12 protein-coding genes are annotated in these 17,940 nt (G+C 43.6%); 3 read left to right on the forward strand and 9 right to left on the reverse strand.

Annotated features, from left to right (window positions below; all coding sequences use genetic code 11):
- Positions 1-7 precede the first annotated feature (7 nt).
- The 5 genes from WC222_06575 to WC222_06595 form a co-directional block, all read right to left on the reverse strand.
- A complete protein-coding gene (locus tag WC222_06575; protein ID MFA6916042.1) occupies positions 8-385 on the reverse strand; it encodes a type II secretion system protein in 378 nt (125 codons plus the stop codon).
- A gap of 114 nt (positions 386-499) precedes the next feature.
- Entirely contained in the window at positions 500-1,684 is a 1,185-nt protein-coding gene (locus WC222_06580) for a type II secretion system F family protein (protein MFA6916043.1), read from the reverse strand.
- Between the two features lie 3 nt (positions 1,685-1,687).
- Complete coding sequence (gene gspE / locus WC222_06585; GenBank protein ID MFA6916044.1) at positions 1,688-3,319, reverse strand: type II secretion system ATPase GspE; 1,632 nt, start codon at positions 3,317-3,319, stop codon at positions 1,688-1,690.
- Positions 3,306-6,008 carry a type II secretion system protein GspD gene (locus WC222_06590; protein ID MFA6916045.1) on the reverse strand — a complete coding sequence of 901 codons (2,703 nt, stop codon included), beginning with the start codon at positions 6,006-6,008 and terminating at the stop codon, positions 3,306-3,308. The genes gspE and WC222_06590 overlap by 14 nt, the downstream gene beginning before the upstream one ends.
- A 22-nt stretch (positions 6,009-6,030) precedes the next feature.
- On the reverse strand, positions 6,031-7,500 hold the full coding sequence (locus WC222_06595; protein MFA6916046.1) for a hypothetical protein: 1,470 nt from the start codon (positions 7,498-7,500) through the stop codon (positions 6,031-6,033).
- Positions 7,501-7,772: 272 nt separating this feature from the next.
- Between WC222_06595 and WC222_06600 the strand changes: the two genes are divergently transcribed.
- On the forward strand, positions 7,773-8,180 hold the full coding sequence (locus WC222_06600; protein ID MFA6916047.1) for a hypothetical protein: 408 nt from the start codon (positions 7,773-7,775) through the stop codon (positions 8,178-8,180).
- Between the two features lie 4 nt (positions 8,181-8,184).
- Here the strand turns inward: WC222_06600 and WC222_06605 are convergent, their stop codons facing one another.
- Positions 8,185-8,877, reverse strand: a complete 693-nt coding sequence (locus WC222_06605; protein ID MFA6916048.1) for a gamma-glutamylcyclotransferase family protein — start codon at positions 8,875-8,877, stop codon at positions 8,185-8,187.
- A gap of 274 nt (positions 8,878-9,151) precedes the next feature.
- On the opposite strand from WC222_06605, the gene WC222_06610 reads away from it, so the two are divergent.
- Positions 9,152-9,520 carry a hypothetical protein gene (locus tag WC222_06610; GenBank protein MFA6916049.1) on the forward strand — a complete coding sequence of 123 codons (369 nt, stop codon included), beginning with the start codon at positions 9,152-9,154 and terminating at the stop codon, positions 9,518-9,520.
- Here WC222_06610 and WC222_06615 read toward each other — a convergent pair.
- The 3 genes from WC222_06615 to WC222_06625 form a co-directional block, all read right to left on the reverse strand.
- Positions 9,480-9,971 (reverse strand): hypothetical protein, encoded by a 492-nt coding sequence (locus WC222_06615; protein MFA6916050.1) that lies wholly within the window; start codon positions 9,969-9,971, stop codon positions 9,480-9,482. The genes WC222_06610 and WC222_06615 overlap by 41 nt on opposite strands.
- Positions 9,968-12,901: a DUF4864 domain-containing protein gene (locus WC222_06620; protein MFA6916051.1), complete on the reverse strand. Its 2,934-nt coding sequence runs from the start codon at positions 12,899-12,901 to the stop codon at positions 9,968-9,970. Before WC222_06620 ends, WC222_06615 begins: the two co-directional genes overlap by 4 nt.
- Before the next feature lie 61 nt (positions 12,902-12,962).
- The gene (locus tag WC222_06625) at positions 12,963-13,970 is read right to left on the reverse strand and encodes a hypothetical protein (GenBank protein ID MFA6916052.1); all 1,008 of its coding nucleotides are present in this window, start codon (positions 13,968-13,970) and stop codon (positions 12,963-12,965) included.
- A 125-nt stretch (positions 13,971-14,095) separates the two neighbouring features.
- Here WC222_06625 and WC222_06630 point away from each other — a divergent pair, with 125 nt between their 5' ends.
- Positions 14,096-17,932, forward strand: coding sequence for a DUF1347 family protein (locus tag WC222_06630; GenBank protein ID MFA6916053.1), 3,837 nt, complete (start codon positions 14,096-14,098; stop codon positions 17,930-17,932).
- Positions 17,933-17,940: the final 8 nt, after the last annotated feature.

The raw sequence follows: 17,940 nt of genomic DNA on the forward strand, positions 1-17,940 counted from the left end.
AATAAGATTATCTCGATTCGCTTTTCTTCTTGAGATAATCCTGATAATTGGTCGAGTTTACGCGGATAATACCGTCTTTGACTTCCACATCAAATTTTTTACCCCAGCCGTCGCGGATAAAGTCGTTAGGGTTTTTAACGAGAGGGGAATCGATGATATACTTATCCCAATCGCTATCCAGGCGTTCAGTGATCCCCGGTTCTTCGGCAGCTCTAAGATTTAGAATTGTCTCTACTCTTTCGATAGCGGCCTTAGTTTTAAACGCTTTACCTTCTTCGAGGGTTCCTTGGTAATTGAGAACGATTACGCCTGTAATCAGTGCGATAAGGAACATGACAATGATGATTTCCATCAATGTGATATGACGTTTTTTCTTCATATGCATAGTGGGACGCTCCTCATGAGTAAATAAATGCAGCATACCAAAAAAGAGAATTATTGCGGTTAAGGTGCATTGCAATTTCATCGGTCTTTGCTGAATAGGTGTGCAATTCCTCTATTATCCGACGAGGGAGCTTACATCCGTAAGAGGTAGGAGTACTGCCATTAGGACACCGCCGATGATGGCGCCCATGGTGATTAAAATGAGCGGTTGGGCCATTGCCATTAATCGGCTAATGTTTTTTTCCAGTTCATCTTCGTACATATCGGCTATTTTATTGAACATAAGCTGAATGCTTCCGGATTCTTCCCCGACGCGGATCATGCGGGCTACTAGAGAGGGAACCCAGGGTGAACGACCGAGTTCGGCTCCAAAAGTACTCCCTTCAATAATGCGCGCTTCTACACGTTTCATGTCTTCTTCCAGGACGACGTTGCCCATGACTGAACGTGCGATGCGAAGCGAGTCAATAATCGTTAGTCCCCCTTGTTGCAAAGTACCCATTGTACGGCAAAAACGAGCGATGGAAGCTTCTTTTACTAATTTATGGATAAAGGGAAGTTTCAGGGAAAATTTCTGCATCCAGATTTTTCCGCTAGGAGACCTTAATTTCAAAACAATCGCGGTGATGGTTAGAACAATCAGAGGAAAGATAACCCACCACCAAGCTCTAAAAAATTGGCTTACGCCTAAGACTAAGGCAGTAAAACCGTTGATAGGTCGGTTTTCAAAGAGTCCTTCGATAGAAGGAATAACAAAACCTAGTAGTAGTCCTATCACGACAAGAGCGAAGGCAGAAAGGATGCCTGGGTAGATAAGGGCTGTTCCGATTTCTTTTTTCAATTTATTTTGACGGCCTAGAAAGAAAGCTAACCGGTCAAGAACTAGGGGAAGAGCCCCGGCGGATTCTCCGGCACTGATCATCCCTACATAGAGGTTATCAAAACAGTTAGGAAAGCTGCCCATGGCGCGGGAGAGAGAGGAGCCGCTTTTGATCTGCTCGCAGAGGCTTAGTATGACGTTATTATACTTTTCTTTACGCGTTTGTTCTTCAAGGGCAATCAGACTTTCATAGAGAGGAACACCGGCCCCTGTCATTTGAGCTAGTTGCATGGTGAAAGTCACAAGATTTTCGCCGCTTAACGCTCCGGTACCACCTTTTGAAACGTCTAAAGCTAGGGAAGAAACCATGACGCCTTGTTCGCGCAATTTTTCACGAGCATCTTGGAGGCTATGACTATCAATAAGACCGGACCTTTTTTTACCTTGATAATCTATGGTTTGATACCGGTAAAGAGGCATAGCTTATTCTTCTACCCCTCTTGATGCGCGTAGAACTTCTGAAGTTGTGGTGAGGCCGCGTTTAACCAGGTCGACGCCATGTTCTAATAAGGATACCATGCCAGTTTCTAATCCTATGCGTCTTAATTCGACAGCATCGGGGCTTTTGACGATTTGTCTTTTGATGGCATTATTTACTGTGAGAAGTTCATAAAGGCCATGGCGGCCTTTATATCCGGTTCCGTAACAGTTTTGACAGCCCTCACCCCGGTATAATTGACCTTTAAGGCCCAAATCTAGGCGGGAGATGCCTAAGCCGCTAAGCTCCGGATCAGTGGGGATGTAAGCTTGTTTGCACTGCGGACAGATAGTCCTGACCAAGCGTTGCGCGAGAATCCCGACGATGGAAGAGGAGAGAAGATAGGGTTCAATCCCCATATCTACAAGGCGTGTAACAGCTGATGGGGCGTCGTTAGTATGGAGGGTGCTGAGGACCAAGTGGCCGGTGAGAGCTGCTTGTATTGAGATTTCAGCGGTTTCTTTATCGCGGATCTCACCGATCATGATGATGTCAGGGTCTTGACGGAGGATATGTCGCAGTCCGCGAGCGAAGTCTAATTGGATCTTAGGTTGCACACCAATTTGAGCGATACCCTTCAAGTTGTATTCGACGGGGTCTTCGATCGTCATGATATTGGTCTCTTCACTATAGATCTCGCAGATGGCACTATAGAGTGTTGTCGTCTTACCGCTACCAGTAGGTCCTGTGACAAGCATGATGCCTTCAGGGACAGCAATTAGGCGGCGGAACTCAGTATAAACTTCGGGAAGCATGCCTATTTTGTCTAAACCGAGCAGGACATTTCCTTTGTCAAGGATACGGAGGACTATACGTTCGCCTTCTGCAATAGGCACAGTGCTGACGCGGAAGTCGATCTGCCGGGGCCCCATGATCAATTTAATTCTGCCGTCTTGTGGAAGGCGGTGTTCGGCGATATCCAGCTTGGACATGACCTTGATACGGGTGATCAGTTGGGCTTTGAATTCTTGAGAAGGGGCGTGGCGGTTTTGTAGTACACCGTCGATACGGTAGCGGACGCGCAAGCCGTTATCTTCGGGTTCGAAGTGGATATCGCTAGCCCCTTGCTGAATGGCTTCGGTGAGGATAAGGTTGATCAGCTTGATGACAGGCGGCTGTCCTTGGCTATTGTCTAAGAGGTCGTATACTTCAAATTCACCTTCGTCGGTAGTGCCTTGGCGTTGACCGGCAAGGTCGGCCAACATTTGCGAAGCGGCGCCGGTCTGTTGATTGTAACATTCGTTGATAGCGTTGAGGATGATGTCTTTCGAGGTGTAAACCGGCTTGACATCTGCGTCGAGCATGATGGCTATGTCTTGGAGTGGTGCCAAGTTAAGAGGGTCGGCTACTGCAATAGTGAAGATCCCGTGGTCTTCATGAACGGGCAGGACTTGGTTTCTTTTGACAAAAGCATAAGGAACCTTTTTGTAGGCATCTTTAGGGAAGCGGAAAGAGCTAAGATCCGGAACGATCGGGATCCCTAGCTGTTCTGCCAGCATACGTTGTTGCTCTTCGCTATTGGCTAAGCCAGCGCGTAGAAGCTCTTCGCTTTTCCTTTCGATGTTACCATCCATCATACTCCCCTGGGGTAATCAAGCAGCGGTCGGGTTCAGGACCGAATAACAATGTCATACTTCCTGCTAGAAGACGGTTTTTCTCTCGATCGCGCGCATCGGCAAGCATACAGAGAAAGTCCGGAAGATCGCCGGGGCGTTTTGACATTTCCAGGCATTTCAATCTTTCAAAATCGGCATAGGGATCACGGATAATGCGTGGAGTAATAACGAGGAACATTTCCGTGTTACTATCAGTAAGGCGTGTATTGCTGAACAGTTTACCGACGCCGGGGACTTCACCAAGGAAAGGAATAGCTTCCCTATTATCTGTGGAGATTTTACGGCGGAGGCCGCCGATGATGACCGATTGGCCGTCAGGGACGCGGACGAGGTTGGTGAGTTTTCTGCGTGTCACGTCAGGACGGTTAGGATCTCTAGAGATGGGCTGGATCGTGTCGAATAGGATCTCGGATTCCAATGTAACATAATCCCCTTCATTGTCGTTAAATGTAGGATCATCGTCGGCGGCTAGGTGGATCGTAGGGGTGACTTTAATGGTGATACCATATTGCGCACGGGTAAAGGCGTCCTTCAAAACCGGTTCGCCATTGTTCGTATTGACAAGGAATTGGCCGGTGCTGATGGAGATCTCTTCCTGAATGGCAATCAGCGCAGGAGTCTGATTGACAGTGACTAGAGAGGGTGCGGAGTTAATCTGTAAATCGTCTTGAGCTATCAAAAAGTTATAGATCAGGTCGAATGCAGGGATACCCGTGCTTGTTTTGGTACGGCTAATGAGGAAGCTGAAGATACCGCCTTGTCCGCCTGAACGCGCAAGGTCATTGAATGCAGCGCTTGTCGCATGTGTTTGGGAGGCAATATCGCCGATCCTTAGAAGGTTGATACCGATATTATTTGCGCGGTTTAGACGTTTTTCAAAAAGTAGCACTTCGATCTGGACCATTTCTTTAGGAACGTCAATTTTAGCTATCAATTCCTTCAATTTGCCCAAGCTATCTTCTTCAACAACCATAATGATAGAACCTGTCTTAAGGTCTACAATAAAGTTATTGCGGTCGGGATCACGCGACTTTGGTCTGACAGGGGTGAGTGCAGTGATGGGCGTAGGGTTAATGATATACTGGCCTGTCTCATAGAAACCCGTATTGATGATCTGATCTGCAGTAGGCAGGATAGGTGGAGGGGGAGGCAGCTGCAGCTGTACAATATTGCGTGTATTGACATCTTGTTGGGCGCTGTTATCCGTTTGGTTCTGCTGTCCGGCCAATGGCGGTTGCTGTCCGCCGCCTGCTCCTAGAGGAATAGGAGCGCCTGGAGCAGAGCCTGGGGGTCTAGGTTGGCCCGGTATGAATTGCGTATTGTTCGCGCCGGGTCCGCCTCGGGCAAGTGCGCCGTTAGCTTCTGCGGAACCGTTGAAGGGGAATCCTGGGGGCATATCGGGTGCAAGAGGCACTCTAGCAAATCCGGCGCCGGTACGCAGCATCAATGTATAGATTTTATCCAGGATTCTAGCGAGTTCATCTGCATCGGAATGTTTGGTTTTGTAGACAAAGATCACCTTTTCCTTAGAACCGGCAATTTGGCTTTCCACTTCCTTAATAATCTTTGCGGCTTTCTTTACTTCTTCCACAGTACCGATGACAACAACGGCAGGTGCAATATTTCGGAGAGGTATAACTTGGACGCCATTTCCTTGCGTTGTGGGCGCGCGGACACGCGGTCTGGACCTGTCGTTACCGGAAGAGTCCCTGTCGAGATCTTTAGCAAGGGCTGCGTCGGAGAATTGGTCGAAAATAGCGGAGAGGACCTTGGCAATTTCATCTGAGTCGGCCCGTTTTAGAGGGATGACGCGGTATTCGCGGTCGCCTTGGTTGGCGATAGCAAAATCATAGAGTTTAAGGAGTTCTTTAACTTCACCTACGGTGGCTATGATGAGGATATCTCTGCCGATATTTTGTAGGACAGTGGTGTTAGGATTGACGAATTTATCAAGGAAGAACCAGATACGGCGTGTTTCGGAGGGGTCGGGAGAAAGGACGAAACAGATGCGTGTTTTGGGGGGTAGAGGAACTAGGTCGGCCCGTTTGTTCGTAATCAGGGTAATGGGGGAACGGTCGTCTTTAAGTAGATACAGTTGGCGCAGGTAGGGGTTAAGCTGTTTATAGCCTACGCCATTTTGGATGAGGAGGGTTTCCAACATTTCATCCCAGGAGGCGCGTGGAATAGGCAGGCTGGAGTTGACGCTAAGTTTCATTGTCGCTAATTCAGGCGTCAGGAGATAGACGAAGTTTTGCGAACCGTAATCTATGATTAAATCGCCTAGAGTTGTTTCAGGCTGATGCCAGAGAGCGTATTGTTCTGAAGGCATGCCGTTAAGGACTTTGATACGCCAGCTATCTTCTAATAGGAGGATATTTTCACGGATAGCATTGATTTTTTCTAGAAGGATGCGGTATTCGTGCTCATCTGCACCGGTGCGGTATAAGATTTCAGCTTCTCTGTATAGCCGCTGCAGTTCGGTTCTCCAATCGCGCAAATCGCGGTTTACTTGAACCAAGGCTTTTTGCAGTTCGGGGCTAAGGTCTCCGCTATTGGCATTTCCTGAGATTTTATCTGCAATGGTTTGTGCAGATAGTGGAGAAATGCCTATCCAGCAAATGAGTAAAAATAAGGTAATTCTTCGAGTCATGCGTCAAAATTGGGTAAAAATATTATTCTTGTGTATCCTCATCATCGTCATCGTCGTCTGAGCCATCATCCGCATCGTTTAATGGTGAAGGAGGACCGCTGCTAGGAATGCGTAAGGGGCCGTCCGAAGTAGCCGGAGGCAGGGCTTTTTCCAGTTCTTGTTTTTCGGTTTTCTGGACTTTCGGCGGTTCTACGACTTTTTTCTTAGCGTCCTTTTTATCATCTTTTTTCTGACCTTTTACCCCTCCGCCGGGAGGAACTAACGGGATTTCGATTTCTAATGCTTCTGTCCGTGTAGGGTTATACATTGTTCCCTTCAGTACTTGGCGATCGTCTTTTTTAGATACCCCTTCGAAAACAAACAATGGTCCAATCAATTGCCGATCAACATAGCGTTGGATTGTAGCAGGATCGGTAAGAAGTTGCCAGCGATTATCTTTAAACAAAAGCCAATCGTTAGGACGCAATTGTATTCTTTCTTTATTCACTTCAAAGAGGAATTTGGTCAAGGTACGGGCTCCGACAAATTTAAGCGTTTGCTGCAAGGTGCGGGGGAGCGGGGTGTCGGATGACTTAAGCATATTCAAGACCATTTTACCCTTTCCATTCACATCCCATAGTTCAAAATTGATCAGGCGGGTATCGATTTTTTTTACGCACATGATGGGATAGGGTTTAGTTTGCTCTCCGGGTTCGGCATTTTGCCAGCGGTTGTCTTTCCAGATAATGCAGCTTTGTTCGTTGACAAATACAGAGTAAGCTTCATCCCCCTCGCCAAAGTCGATGCGCTGTTTACCCTTGGTAAAGCCGAATTCCTTTCCGCCGTGCTTGTCAAAGAAAAGGTCTTGTCCATACCAACGAGCTTTTTGGCGGGCTAATAATGTGCCGTCCACCCTCCATTTGCCCATCTCCCAGACAGCGCCGCCATAGCGTGCAAATTCCTTTTCTTGCTGCATGAATTCGGCGTTTGCTGCGGGTTTGTTTACAATCTGGCCGTCGTCCAACAAAAAAAGCTTAACTTGTGACATCCCGTCATAGGGGGTAACTTCAATCCACAGAGGTGTAGGAGCATTATTGGGGGAGAAAATGTATTTTGGCGGTGTGACCATACGGTCAAATGTAAGGTAGATCTTTTCCTGTGGAAGGACGGGGATGATTTCCTTGCTATTGACCAGGCTAAAGTGCATGAGAGGAATGTCTTTATCCGCATCAGGGCGCCCATTTTTCCCGTAGTAGTTCAATGCATTTCTTAAATTGGGCAGTTGTGTGCTGGGGGGGGTAGTTTTAAGGTCGAGAAGGCCTGTATTGATCCGAGTATAATTTTCAATGGGCAGTTCAAAAGTGTTCTTAGGGAGTTGGCGCTGTGCTGCTGCAGGGATGACGGGTTCAATAGAGCTAGGTCTGGCGAGGGCGACAATCCCTGCTGCAATCAGGCAGAGAGCGCATAAAATTGCAATGCTAATGCTAAACCAATTAAGCCACTTTTTTGCCATGGACTCTGATCGTAATCTATAAATACTGAGACTATTAACTTAGCATACATTCACAATTTAAGCGTAAGACAAATCACCTAGCCTTTTGTGCCCAAATATATATCGGGTAAGTGGTTAATTTGTTAGGTATTCCCTAGCAAATTTAAAAAGTTGAGACAGCTTGAGGCAAAGGATTAGGACGTAATCACGGGTTTAAGTTGAAAAAACAAATAATATTTTGTAATCTGATTTTTTATAGACACAATATGCTACGTATCAAAGGAGTGCTTATAATGACCTCTAACGATCCTAACCAGTCACCTGAAAAAGAGAAGCCTACACTAGGTGAAAAATTTAAGAAAATTACTGACCAGAGTAATATAGACAGCTTTGCAGCTTATGCAAAAACACATACACGAGAAATGTCAGCCTATGTGCTGCTAGTATTGGGAATCCTTTTCCTATTCATTTTCCCTGTATTAGGCGAGGCTTTGATTGGAATTGTAGCGGCGATTTTTTTCGGAAAAGAGCTTTTAGATCTTTTCTTGAACTATAATAGATACATGGCTCAATGGGGCTTAGAAAAAAGCATCGTCGTCATTGGCGTACTGCTTGCCTTTTTCATTAAAGCGCCTATTATTTTTATAGCAGCGGGGTTTACGCTAGGATTAAAGCATCTTTTCGAAGCTGGAAATTCCTAAATTTCTAGTATTTCTTATCACATAGAAGGTCGGTAAAGGTTTCCTCATCCCAGTCTTTGACGAGTGTGGTACCATCCGCCATGTATGTCGTTTCATTTAAGAAGTCTAGGAATTCGTCGCTTAAAGTTTGCGCTCCCTCTCTAACGGCATGAAGATATCCTCTTACAGGATAGAAACTTGTGCTGGTATAGAGAATGTTTTGTCTTAATTCTGTAGGTGCGATAAAGCTATAGGCGATTTCAGTTTTAGGTTCGGGATTGCCTGAGACAAAGTCTTCCCATGAAATGACGATGAGGGGGACGAGATCGTACCCTTTTTCTCTATCAACCAGTTTTGCTAGATCTTCTGCCGTGACTTCCATCACCACGCCATTTATCATCGAGTTGATTGTAGGGGTAGGTGTAATGTTCAGCATGGCCTTTTCTTTCTCATTTTGATCAGCTCCCCAATGGGCAGTTTGACGGGCCTTATAATTAAAAATCCTTTTCATACCGAATGTAACTACCGGCCGCATTGATTCTAGTGCTTCTGCGCTGACGCTGCGGCTAGCAGATTGAGAGTTTATTAGGCTGCCATAACCAAAAATAAGGATTTTATCCTTTGGATAGAGCTCTTTTAGAGAATGAAAATCACTATTAGGGTATTTCAATACCGGATATTTAGCCATTTTAGATAAATGGGGAACAATGTTATCCATGATGACTTCTTTATTTGCATCATAGGGCGATGAGAGTGAATTTGCAAATAGAGAATGCGAAAAAAGTATTATAAGAATAATGAACAAATTATACATTATTTAACCAAATTATTTATAAGTTAATAATAGTATAGTATTAAATATGTTAATTGTCAATTTAACGTGTAATAACAGAGTGTAATTTATAGTATTATTGTTTTGAGTTTTATGGATCTTGATTTTCGTTGTCTAACAATCTATAAATACCAACTAATAAATTTTTAGGGATTAAAAAATGCGTATTGCACAATACACGGGTGCACGCTACCTCACTTGTAGGGTTTTTTATTTCTCCAACGATATAGAAGATGCAGAGGATCTTAGTTACAGAAAGCTGACGCTGATAAAGATATTTCAATTCAGCATGACTTTAAAAAAAATTGAAGAGGGCTTTAGTCAACAGCTGGTATTGATTGCCTTATTAAATAAAGCCACCTGTGAAAAACTTAAAACAGGATATGATTCCATTGAGCTGTCAGCATACGATATTAGACTGAATAGAAGAACAAAAATTGTTGCGAAATTGGATGAACGCATATTGTCATTCCAAACTCCCCCAAGGGTTAGCTATTTCTCACATAGGGCCTGCGGCATTGCTTTTTAGATTGTTCCATGGGTTCAGCTACAAGAGTCTTTTGCTGAGCATAGGGGGCTGCCTTCATAGTCTGTATGACCCAATGTCCATCTTCAATGATAATAGAATAGTGGACACTTAAAGTGGGTAGTCCATACTTATCATGCAATGTCCCTTCCCAAACTGCAGCGCACGTTTCAAAGGATATGGCTTGGAGGCATATGCCTTCAAAAGTTGTAAATTCCGGCAAGGACTTAACCATTTCAATGAATTTAATAAGTGAAGTATTGGCTTTAAATTCTTGGCTGGTCATTTTACGGTATGCCGTCAATATATCCCCTTTTTGCAGCGTTTTAAGATGGGTTGTAGCTGTTTCTAAGACACTTATCGTAGTGAAGTTGCGGCTGCTTGAAAACGCTTGTCCTTGAAGTGAAAGAGAAAGGCTGAGAAAAAGAAAAACCAAGAACTTTCCAACCATCATTGAATCCTGAATGTATACGTTTTTGTCGCGCCGTTGTCTGCATTTGCTGTTACTTCATAGATGCCATCGGGCCAGCCATCAGTTGGAGATGCAAAAATGAAGGAGAGGGTGCTGGTGCCATCATGGCGGATGTTCGATCGGATTTCAGGGATAGTAGTGCCGCTTTTGAGATGCTTGAAATTGAGAGTAACGAGATCGCCTTTAGCAGCATTTTCCACGAATAGGTTGAAGTAGATATTCTTACTGTTTTTAGGGAGAAGCAGAGTCGACTGTTGGATTAATCCGTCATCGTTGACGCTGTTGCCGAAAGCACCATTTGAGAAGCTAAGCTGGGATGTGCTTGTAATTACAGTAGGTTTATTAGATGAATTATCTGGAATCGGAGCCAAGCGTATGGGCTGTGATTGTTTGTCTTTCACAGTATTTTTAGCGAGACCTTTAGGCGGGGCAGTATAATCCTGAATTTGAATGTTTAGGATTTTCCATTGATTGTTCTCCTTAACCAAATCGTAGATAGCAGTCGCTTGCTCGCCTTGTTTAGATGACAAGGTGACAATAAATGAGCCGCTTTCTGCGCCGCTTTCCCTTGTCTGAATGGAATAGTTGGAATTGCTTACAAAAACCGGATAGCTGTTGATGAAGTCATTGTATTCTTGAAGATTGGTCAACTTCTGGAATGATTTTGAAGTCAGATCAAAATATGAGCGGTTAACTTCACCCGTAGTGATCAAATAGAGCTGCAGTTGGATAGGGTATTCTATGGAGGAAGGGTTTAAGTTTTCAGGTGGAAGTGGATTGGGTTTTGCCGTAATGGGAATCCCGGTAGGGGAGTCTGAAGGATTTGTTGTGCCTGAAATATTTAAGCCCTGGATCTTCCATTGTCCATCTTCATAGATGAGGGTAAAGTCCATGATAGCAGTTCCATAAGGGCTAGAGAACTTTGCCGAGACCAAACCGTTATCCCCGTTAAAGGTAGGTTTAGAAAAAGAAGCTGTTCCCTGGCTGACAGCAGGCAGACGCTGCATGACTTTGCGGAACTGATCGTAGGGTGTCACCTTTTGGAAGCTTTTCGTGGTGTAGTATTGGTATGCTGCAGAATAGTCGCTGTGGCGCACACTTCCTAAGAGTTGCTGTACGGGAGGGAGAAGGTCTGCAGGTTCATATTCCGAGCGAGGTAGGCGTTTAGGCTTGTCCGATAGAGGAGGTACTACTGGGTTAGCTGTAGAAGGGTTTGCTGTAGCTGTAGGGGAAGTTGAAGGTGTGGAAGGCGCAGCCGGTTTTTCTTGTTTTGGAGCTTGTGAATCAACTTTGGAAGGCATTGTTAAAATTTTTGGAACATTGATGTCGATGGCTAAGATCTTCCATTGGTTATTTTCTTTGATCAAGAGAAAGTTAACTACTGTAGTAGAGTTATTTGCGGCCAGTTCTGCGTTGATCGTAGCGTAGATATTTTTTATTTCAAGAAGATTTATTTTGGGTGATGAGGTCGCTAATATGGGATAGGTTTTAACGAAGTTGAGGAAAGTGTCATAGGAATTAGCATTTTTGAATCCTTCTGAAGTGTAGGAGCGGTAAGCCATCGTCGGGTCGCCCACTCGTAGAGATTTAAACCATTGGTCTACGGAATAAATGGAGTTATTCGAATCTTCAGGGGTAGGAATTTGCTTTTGAGGTTCAGAAGTGATTATTGAAGGGGCTGCAGGGGCAGGAACAGCTACAGGCAAAGGTTTAGGAACTAAATCTGCTGGAGCTACTTCAGCGATAAGTTCATGTGAAGAGAGGGTTTTTTCTTTATTCGCCCAAAGCCTATTCGGTGTGGAGGCAACTTCAAGGGAGTCAATTTTCCAAGCCCCGCTTTCTCTGCGCATCGACACCTTAAGCAACACTGCATTTGTGGCATCTTGAAGATTAACCTTAAAAACAGCCATGCCATCCGTTACTAAGCTTTGATAATATTCAGGTTGTCCGAATTTTATAGAGGGGTTGTCGCTGATAAGTTTACGGAAGTCCTCTAAAGAGGTAAATGAGCGAAAGGACTTGGAGGTTGACTGGTAGTAGGCTTTAGCAATATTGTTTTCTTTTAGCGGCTCAAGCGCTTTCTCAAACAGATCTGCTATTTCTCGGGTGGAGGAGGGGGATTCGCTTGCCTGGTTATTGGGGGGGACGATGACTTTGAGGCTCCAGATTTTCCATTCACCCTTAGAACGCTTCATCCTATATTCTATCGGGGTTTCAATGACGCCTTGATAGAGTTTCAGCGTTAAGCGCCCTTCATTTCCGTCTATATCTTCGTTGATGAATTCTTTTTTTGTATAGTTTGTGAGGATGGGGTTTTCATCCACGAAGCGTTCAAAATCCTTAAAAGAGGTAGTCCTTTGAAATTCATCTGAGACAAGATTATAGTAAGCTTTATGGACATTTTTGTGTTTGATGGCGGCTAACTGGTTTTCCACCGGTTTGCGAATCTCTTCTAGATCATTGTTTACTTGAGAAGTTTGTGGCAGCACATCGAGCAAAGTGATGGTATCGATCTTCCATTTGCCGTTTTCTTTAATGATTTTGTACTCTAATGAAGTGGAATCTCCATTTTTAGCTAAGAGCTGACCTTGCAGGGTGACTTCATTATTTTTCTTTTCCGTGATGTTCAGCTTTAAATCGGGGTTTTTGCGGAAAATAGGATGTAGATTTAAAAAGTTCTTAAAGGCGTTCAGTGAGGCTGCAGCTTGGAAGTCTTCTGAAGTGTAGTCCAAATAAGCCCTGCTTTCATTGCCTTCCGATATGGCTTCTAATTGCTTTATTGCAGGTTTTGCAGGGTCTTCCCGTAAGAAAAGATACATTCCTGCGAGGAGTACCAAGAATCCTAAGAGAGTCCACAGGGCATAATTGTAGATATGCTTTCTATATGGCGATGTATCAGATGAGTCCATCATGCTTCCGTTTTTTAGGTCTTGAGTTAAAACAATATGAGAATATAAAAATTTTTATAATTTCTCAATGACTACCATAATATGTGATCAATGATGCGGCAATTGCACAGTCAATATGGCAAAGTTGCCGGTACACTTCCAATCCTTTTGCATTTGCTCCCAATTGAAAATATAATGTTCCCAATCGATGAAGGGTCTCTCTGTCGCTAGGGGAAAGGCGTAATAGAGCTTCGCACGTATGAATTTCTTCCAAGGGCAGCTTTAAGTCCTTGTAGCTAAGAGCAAGCTGTGCCAAAACCCAGGGATCGTCCGGAGCATAACTACTGATAATTTTAAATTCTTCAATAGCTCTTTCCGTAGCACGCCTATATTTTTTAGAGATTTCTTCCGTGTAGATTCTCCGATCAATCCATCGCCTCTCTTCCTCTTGATTTTCTTCCTGCGGGTTTTTATAAAGCCTGGAAAGCAGTACATAGCCGTTAGCTAGCTGGCTATGATAAGTCAAATTGATAGGATCGGTTTTAACAAGCTGCAGATATTCGGATAAAGAGGCCTGAAGAAGGACTTCGCGCGCGAGAAAAAGATCGTGCTGGAAGAAAAAACAACTTATGTTTTCCGCTAGCGAGGTTAAAGATTTCGGGAGAAATTTTGGCGAAAAGAAATTGTATTCAATATCCTGTAGGCAGTCTGAAAAAATAGCGTAGGCTAGGCCCAATGTTGCGTGAAACTCTTCTTTAGGAAATTTATTCTCTAAGGCTTGATGGCAGGACAGCCCGAATTGTTCGACAAGCAAGATATAATCATCTGCCTTGTGAAGGTGGATATATCTGCGTAGAATATATCCTGCGACAAATGAGAGCAAAAATGTGCTTAAAGTGAGTGCCGTGAAAAGAGGGGAAACCCATACAGTCAGAGAGGCGATGAGGGCTACACCCAACAGTGCAGTGAGAACATACATCCCGTTCAGCCATAGAAAATGGTGGACAGCAGTTTTTTTAATGTTCTGTACGAAAGTATCGATAAGGGCGCGAAGCTGCTGTTCCAACTGTTCAGAATCAACCAAGAAAGGCATGGACTATTCCTTTAAACCATTTAGAGTTATGACACTCACTAGAAAGCTGGAATATAACTTATCGCTTGTTTGTAAGAAAGATACATTCCTATATAATGAAAAACAGAGATCCCAATTTAAGCTTTATGAATTTAAGAATACTATCTTTTTTTTACTTAATAACTATTTGTTTATTAACAGGTTGTTTCTCTTCCTCCGAAAAACAAGCTGTCCGCGCATTTTCCGATCGTAATTATGAAAATGCAGATAAATTACTCAGTGAAGAGCGGCTGCAGATTCCTGCCGGAAGATATGCGTTAGATAAAGCCTATATCTTGCGGGGAAATGGCCACCTCCAGCTATCGACGGCCCAGCTGAAACAAGCTTATGATGTTACGGCCAAAATCCAATCCAATGATCTTCTTAAGAAAGAAATCCTTGTCAATTTAGCCTTAAATGAATACCTCGATAATGATACGAAAGCCTTCAACCTTGCGGTGCAAAAATTGAAGGAATTCCTCTCTGCTAATGACCCGTGGCTGAAGTTTTTTGAGGGGCTGGCTTTCTATCTTGAAAATGACTATTCACAAGCCAGTGTCAAGTGGAAGGGATTGAGATTGAATTACTTATCACCTTGGATGGAAGCAGCTTTCCAGCAGATATTCCCTAATGACTGGCTGGAAATCTTTACTATGCGCGCTTCCATTTTAGCGGGAGATTATTCGACTGTTCGTGTCCAACTCGAACGCCGTGAAATAGGAAATGAGGATCAATCAAATTTTCTCATGGCCCTTACCTATGTTCAAGAAGCACGGCAAAGCAGTCCCGACAAATCTTTGCCATTACTTAAAACAGCTTTTAGCTACCTCGAAAAAATTCCTGACGTCCAAAAAAAGTTCTCTTATGATCTCCTTTTCATCAGCGACCTGCTATTGAACAAGATCACTGCTTCCATCGCCTCCAATCATTTCGGAGACCTGCCGTATCTCGTCGATGAAATGCAGAAATGGGGAACTCCCGCACAATTGGAAATGCTGACGAAAAATGTGACAGGGCAAGTAAATATACTCATCTCAAAGCAGCAATGGCAAGAATTAGATCTAATTGCTCCCGCCTTAGACGATTTGATCACAGACCCTAAAATTAGAGCGCAGCTAGGCCAAAAATTCGAAGCATTAGTGAAAGATGCCTTTACTAATGGGAATTTTAGTTCGGCAGAAAAACTAACCTATCTTGCGCGTCTATTTAACAGTGATGCCAAATCTTCCGATAGCCGCTTATCTTTGGCTGTCGTAGAAGAAATTTCTGTGATGATCCAACAGCCCCAATTCTCTGAAGAGAATGTCCAAAAGCTTATTACCTTTTGGGAAAAGCTTGAGAACAGCCCTGCACAGAAATTTCAACTGGCACAAAAGCTTGTGGCAGCTGCAAGGCCCCTTTGGGCACAAAAAAATGGCGGAGTCGATGCTATTGCTTTAATGCGCTTAGCTATGGCTATTTCTCCTTCAAACAGACAGGATGAGCTAAAAAGATCTATGGAAAAGCAGGTCATGGCTGCTTATAGCCTGACTGTTGCCCATAACGAATTTGAAAAGTTGAGGAGCATCCTGGAAGCGCAGAAACTCTTTGGCTTAGCAGCATCTATCCTGCAAGATCCTAAAGAAATTGCTAACCTCGAAGCCGATGCAGAACTTCTTTATAAACAGGAAAACTACAAGCAAGCTTTTCTAATAGCTGATTGGATAGCCTCATTAGATCCCACTTCCAAAACAGCTTTACGGCTCGCAGGCATGTCTTCTTATCAAATGGGCGAGTACTCCCGTTCGCTGATCTATCTAAGAAAGCTCCCTTTGACGTCGGAAAATATTGCAGCCAGAGCGGCAGCTGAATTTGCTGCAGGTGATCCTCAAACAGGAAGGAAATTACTGGCTCAGATAGGGAACACTTCCGAACTTGCTACAGAGGTTTATGAGAGATTGGCCATCTCGGTCATGTTAAAAGGCGAGGGGAGTGAAGCTCTAGGATGGCTAACGGAATCTGCCCGTATGAATGACGAGATGAAAGCAGTGAAATTCCTCGCGTTGTATTCCCTGCAAAGATATGCCGAAGCTTTAGACCAATACCATTTAATTCCTCCAGCCTTAGCGCAATATGAAGGGGTATTAGGGACTGCAGCCCTCTCAGCTATGTATCTTAAGCAATACGATGAAGCTGAAGATTATGTAAAAGAACTTTTTGAGACAGGTCATACTAAATTAAGCAAGCTCAGTCCTGCCTACAAAGAGTTAATGCGCGATAGGAGTGTCGTTCCCTCCAGGAATTTCGTTGCAGCGATGTACTATAAGTTAGTGTCTAAAAACAACGAGAAGGCCTTATTGCAGCTAAAACAGATACAGGAATTCGAACCGCAAGCAGTATTAGAGCAAACGGATCTATTGATAGATCTTGGCAGATACGAAGAAGCCCAATCTATCATGGATAAAATTAAGCCTATTTTTATAGACACAAAAAAGAAAGTGCCATTTCAAGGGCGTTTTTGGTCTGTTTATGCCCATCTACAGCAAGAACGAGGTGCTTATTTGGAAGCAAAGCAAGCCTGGAAATATTACTTCTCGCTCGTTTCCAATAAAAGTCCACCTGATAATGAGCTGCGTCATTATGCAAATGTCCTCTTTGCCTTAAGGCAATTTGAAGAGGCTAAAAATGTCATCCATAAAATCCCCTCCGCTCAGACAACATCAGAGGATCTACTTTTGTTGATGGAAATTCAATTCCATCAAGATGAAGTCCCCGAGCTTGAAAACAACGCTAAAATGTTATTGCAGAAGTATCCTAGCGACACATATCTAAGGCTGCGCATTGCAAAACTGCTCTTTTTGACTCAAAATAATAACCTTTACCGAAAAGCTCTACTGAATATTCCAAAACCGGAAGCATTGGACAATAAAGCTGCGGGTGCACTTCTGCAGTTAAGGTCACTGGTAGGGGAATATGAATCAGCTTTAAGTTATTTTCAAAGCCGTACAACTGCGTGGCAAGATAACCCGCTCATACTTGAAACACTTTATTCTATCTTAGAGGGAATGTCGGACTCTGCCGCAGCTAAGCAGGTTGCACGCAGAGTAGGATCGGTCGAACCTACGAATGAAGCTTATAGAATATTCAAAATACAGTTTGGCGATGACGATATTTATAATAATAATCTCGTTATCCATTATGCCTCCTTATATGACAAAAATGTACTATCTCCTACCTCGCAGTTAGCTTATGCTTTGGCACTGCAAGAAGAGGCCTTAGAGAATTTCCTTAAAGGGGGAAAGTTATTAAAGGAATATAAATACGCACTCAATAAATCTGCAGGGGTCTTGTTATCCCTCTCAAAATCATATAGCGATATTCCGGAGCTGCATTACTATTTAGGACAAGCTTACTATTTATTAGGAAGCAGAGAAGAAGCGCAATTCGCATTTGAGCAAGCGATTCGATTAGATCCCTCTTACACAGAAGCTCTGCTTCATTTAGGCCTGATCTATGCTGAAACTTCCAATTGGCTGGAAGCCAGCCAAATGCTCGAAAAAGCTGTTCAATACGCCCCCAATAATGGATTGGCTTGGCGAAAATTAGGAGATATACAAGAGAAGTTAAGCAACTATCTTGACGCTTTGAATTCCTATGCACAGGCAGCCCATTACAGACCTGATGATGTGGAAAACTATATTAAATTAGGCGAGCTGAACTTGGTAATAAACAATCCTGAACAGTCGATAGCACTTCTCGACAAAGCACTGGCAAAACAACCGGACAATATTAAGATCCTGAGCCTTTTGTTAAAAGCTTTGTATGATGAAAACCTGCGTACTAATGGAGATAAGATAAACGATATCATTCAGCGTCAGCAAAATATTTATGAACGACTATATAAGTTGGATCCCCAGGGAGCCGTTCCTTTAAGGAAAAAACTCATAGAAAATTGGAATAAATAGTTAGAATT

The organism is Parachlamydiales bacterium (assembly GCA_041671045.1).
Taxonomy (GTDB): domain Bacteria; phylum Chlamydiota; class Chlamydiia; order Chlamydiales; family JABDDJ01; genus JABDDJ01.

Excerpts from the sequence above, each read along its gene's own strand:
- WC222_06580 (MFA6916043.1), bottom strand. The coding sequence starts at position 1,684 with ATGCCTCTTTACCGGTATCAAACCATAGATTATCAAGGTAAAAAAAGG.
- WC222_06630 (MFA6916053.1), top strand. The coding sequence starts at position 14,096 with ATGAATTTAAGAATACTATCTTTTTTTTACTTAATAACTATTTGTTTA.
- WC222_06600 (MFA6916047.1), top strand. The coding sequence starts at position 7,773 with ATGACCTCTAACGATCCTAACCAGTCACCTGAAAAAGAGAAGCCTACA.
- WC222_06620 (MFA6916051.1), bottom strand. The coding sequence starts at position 12,901 with ATGATGGACTCATCTGATACATCGCCATATAGAAAGCATATCTACAAT.
- WC222_06595 (MFA6916046.1), bottom strand. The coding sequence starts at position 7,500 with ATGGCAAAAAAGTGGCTTAATTGGTTTAGCATTAGCATTGCAATTTTA.
- WC222_06610 (MFA6916049.1), top strand. The coding sequence starts at position 9,152 with ATGCGTATTGCACAATACACGGGTGCACGCTACCTCACTTGTAGGGTT.
- WC222_06605 (MFA6916048.1), bottom strand. The coding sequence starts at position 8,877 with ATGGATAACATTGTTCCCCATTTATCTAAAATGGCTAAATATCCGGTA.
- WC222_06625 (MFA6916052.1), bottom strand. The coding sequence starts at position 13,970 with ATGCCTTTCTTGGTTGATTCTGAACAGTTGGAACAGCAGCTTCGCGCC.
- WC222_06615 (MFA6916050.1), bottom strand. The coding sequence starts at position 9,971 with ATGATGGTTGGAAAGTTCTTGGTTTTTCTTTTTCTCAGCCTTTCTCTT.
- WC222_06575 (MFA6916042.1), bottom strand. The coding sequence starts at position 385 with ATGCATATGAAGAAAAAACGTCATATCACATTGATGGAAATCATCATT.
- gspE (MFA6916044.1), bottom strand. The coding sequence starts at position 3,319 with ATGATGGATGGTAACATCGAAAGGAAAAGCGAAGAGCTTCTACGCGCT.
- WC222_06590 (MFA6916045.1), bottom strand. The coding sequence starts at position 6,008 with ATGACTCGAAGAATTACCTTATTTTTACTCATTTGCTGGATAGGCATT.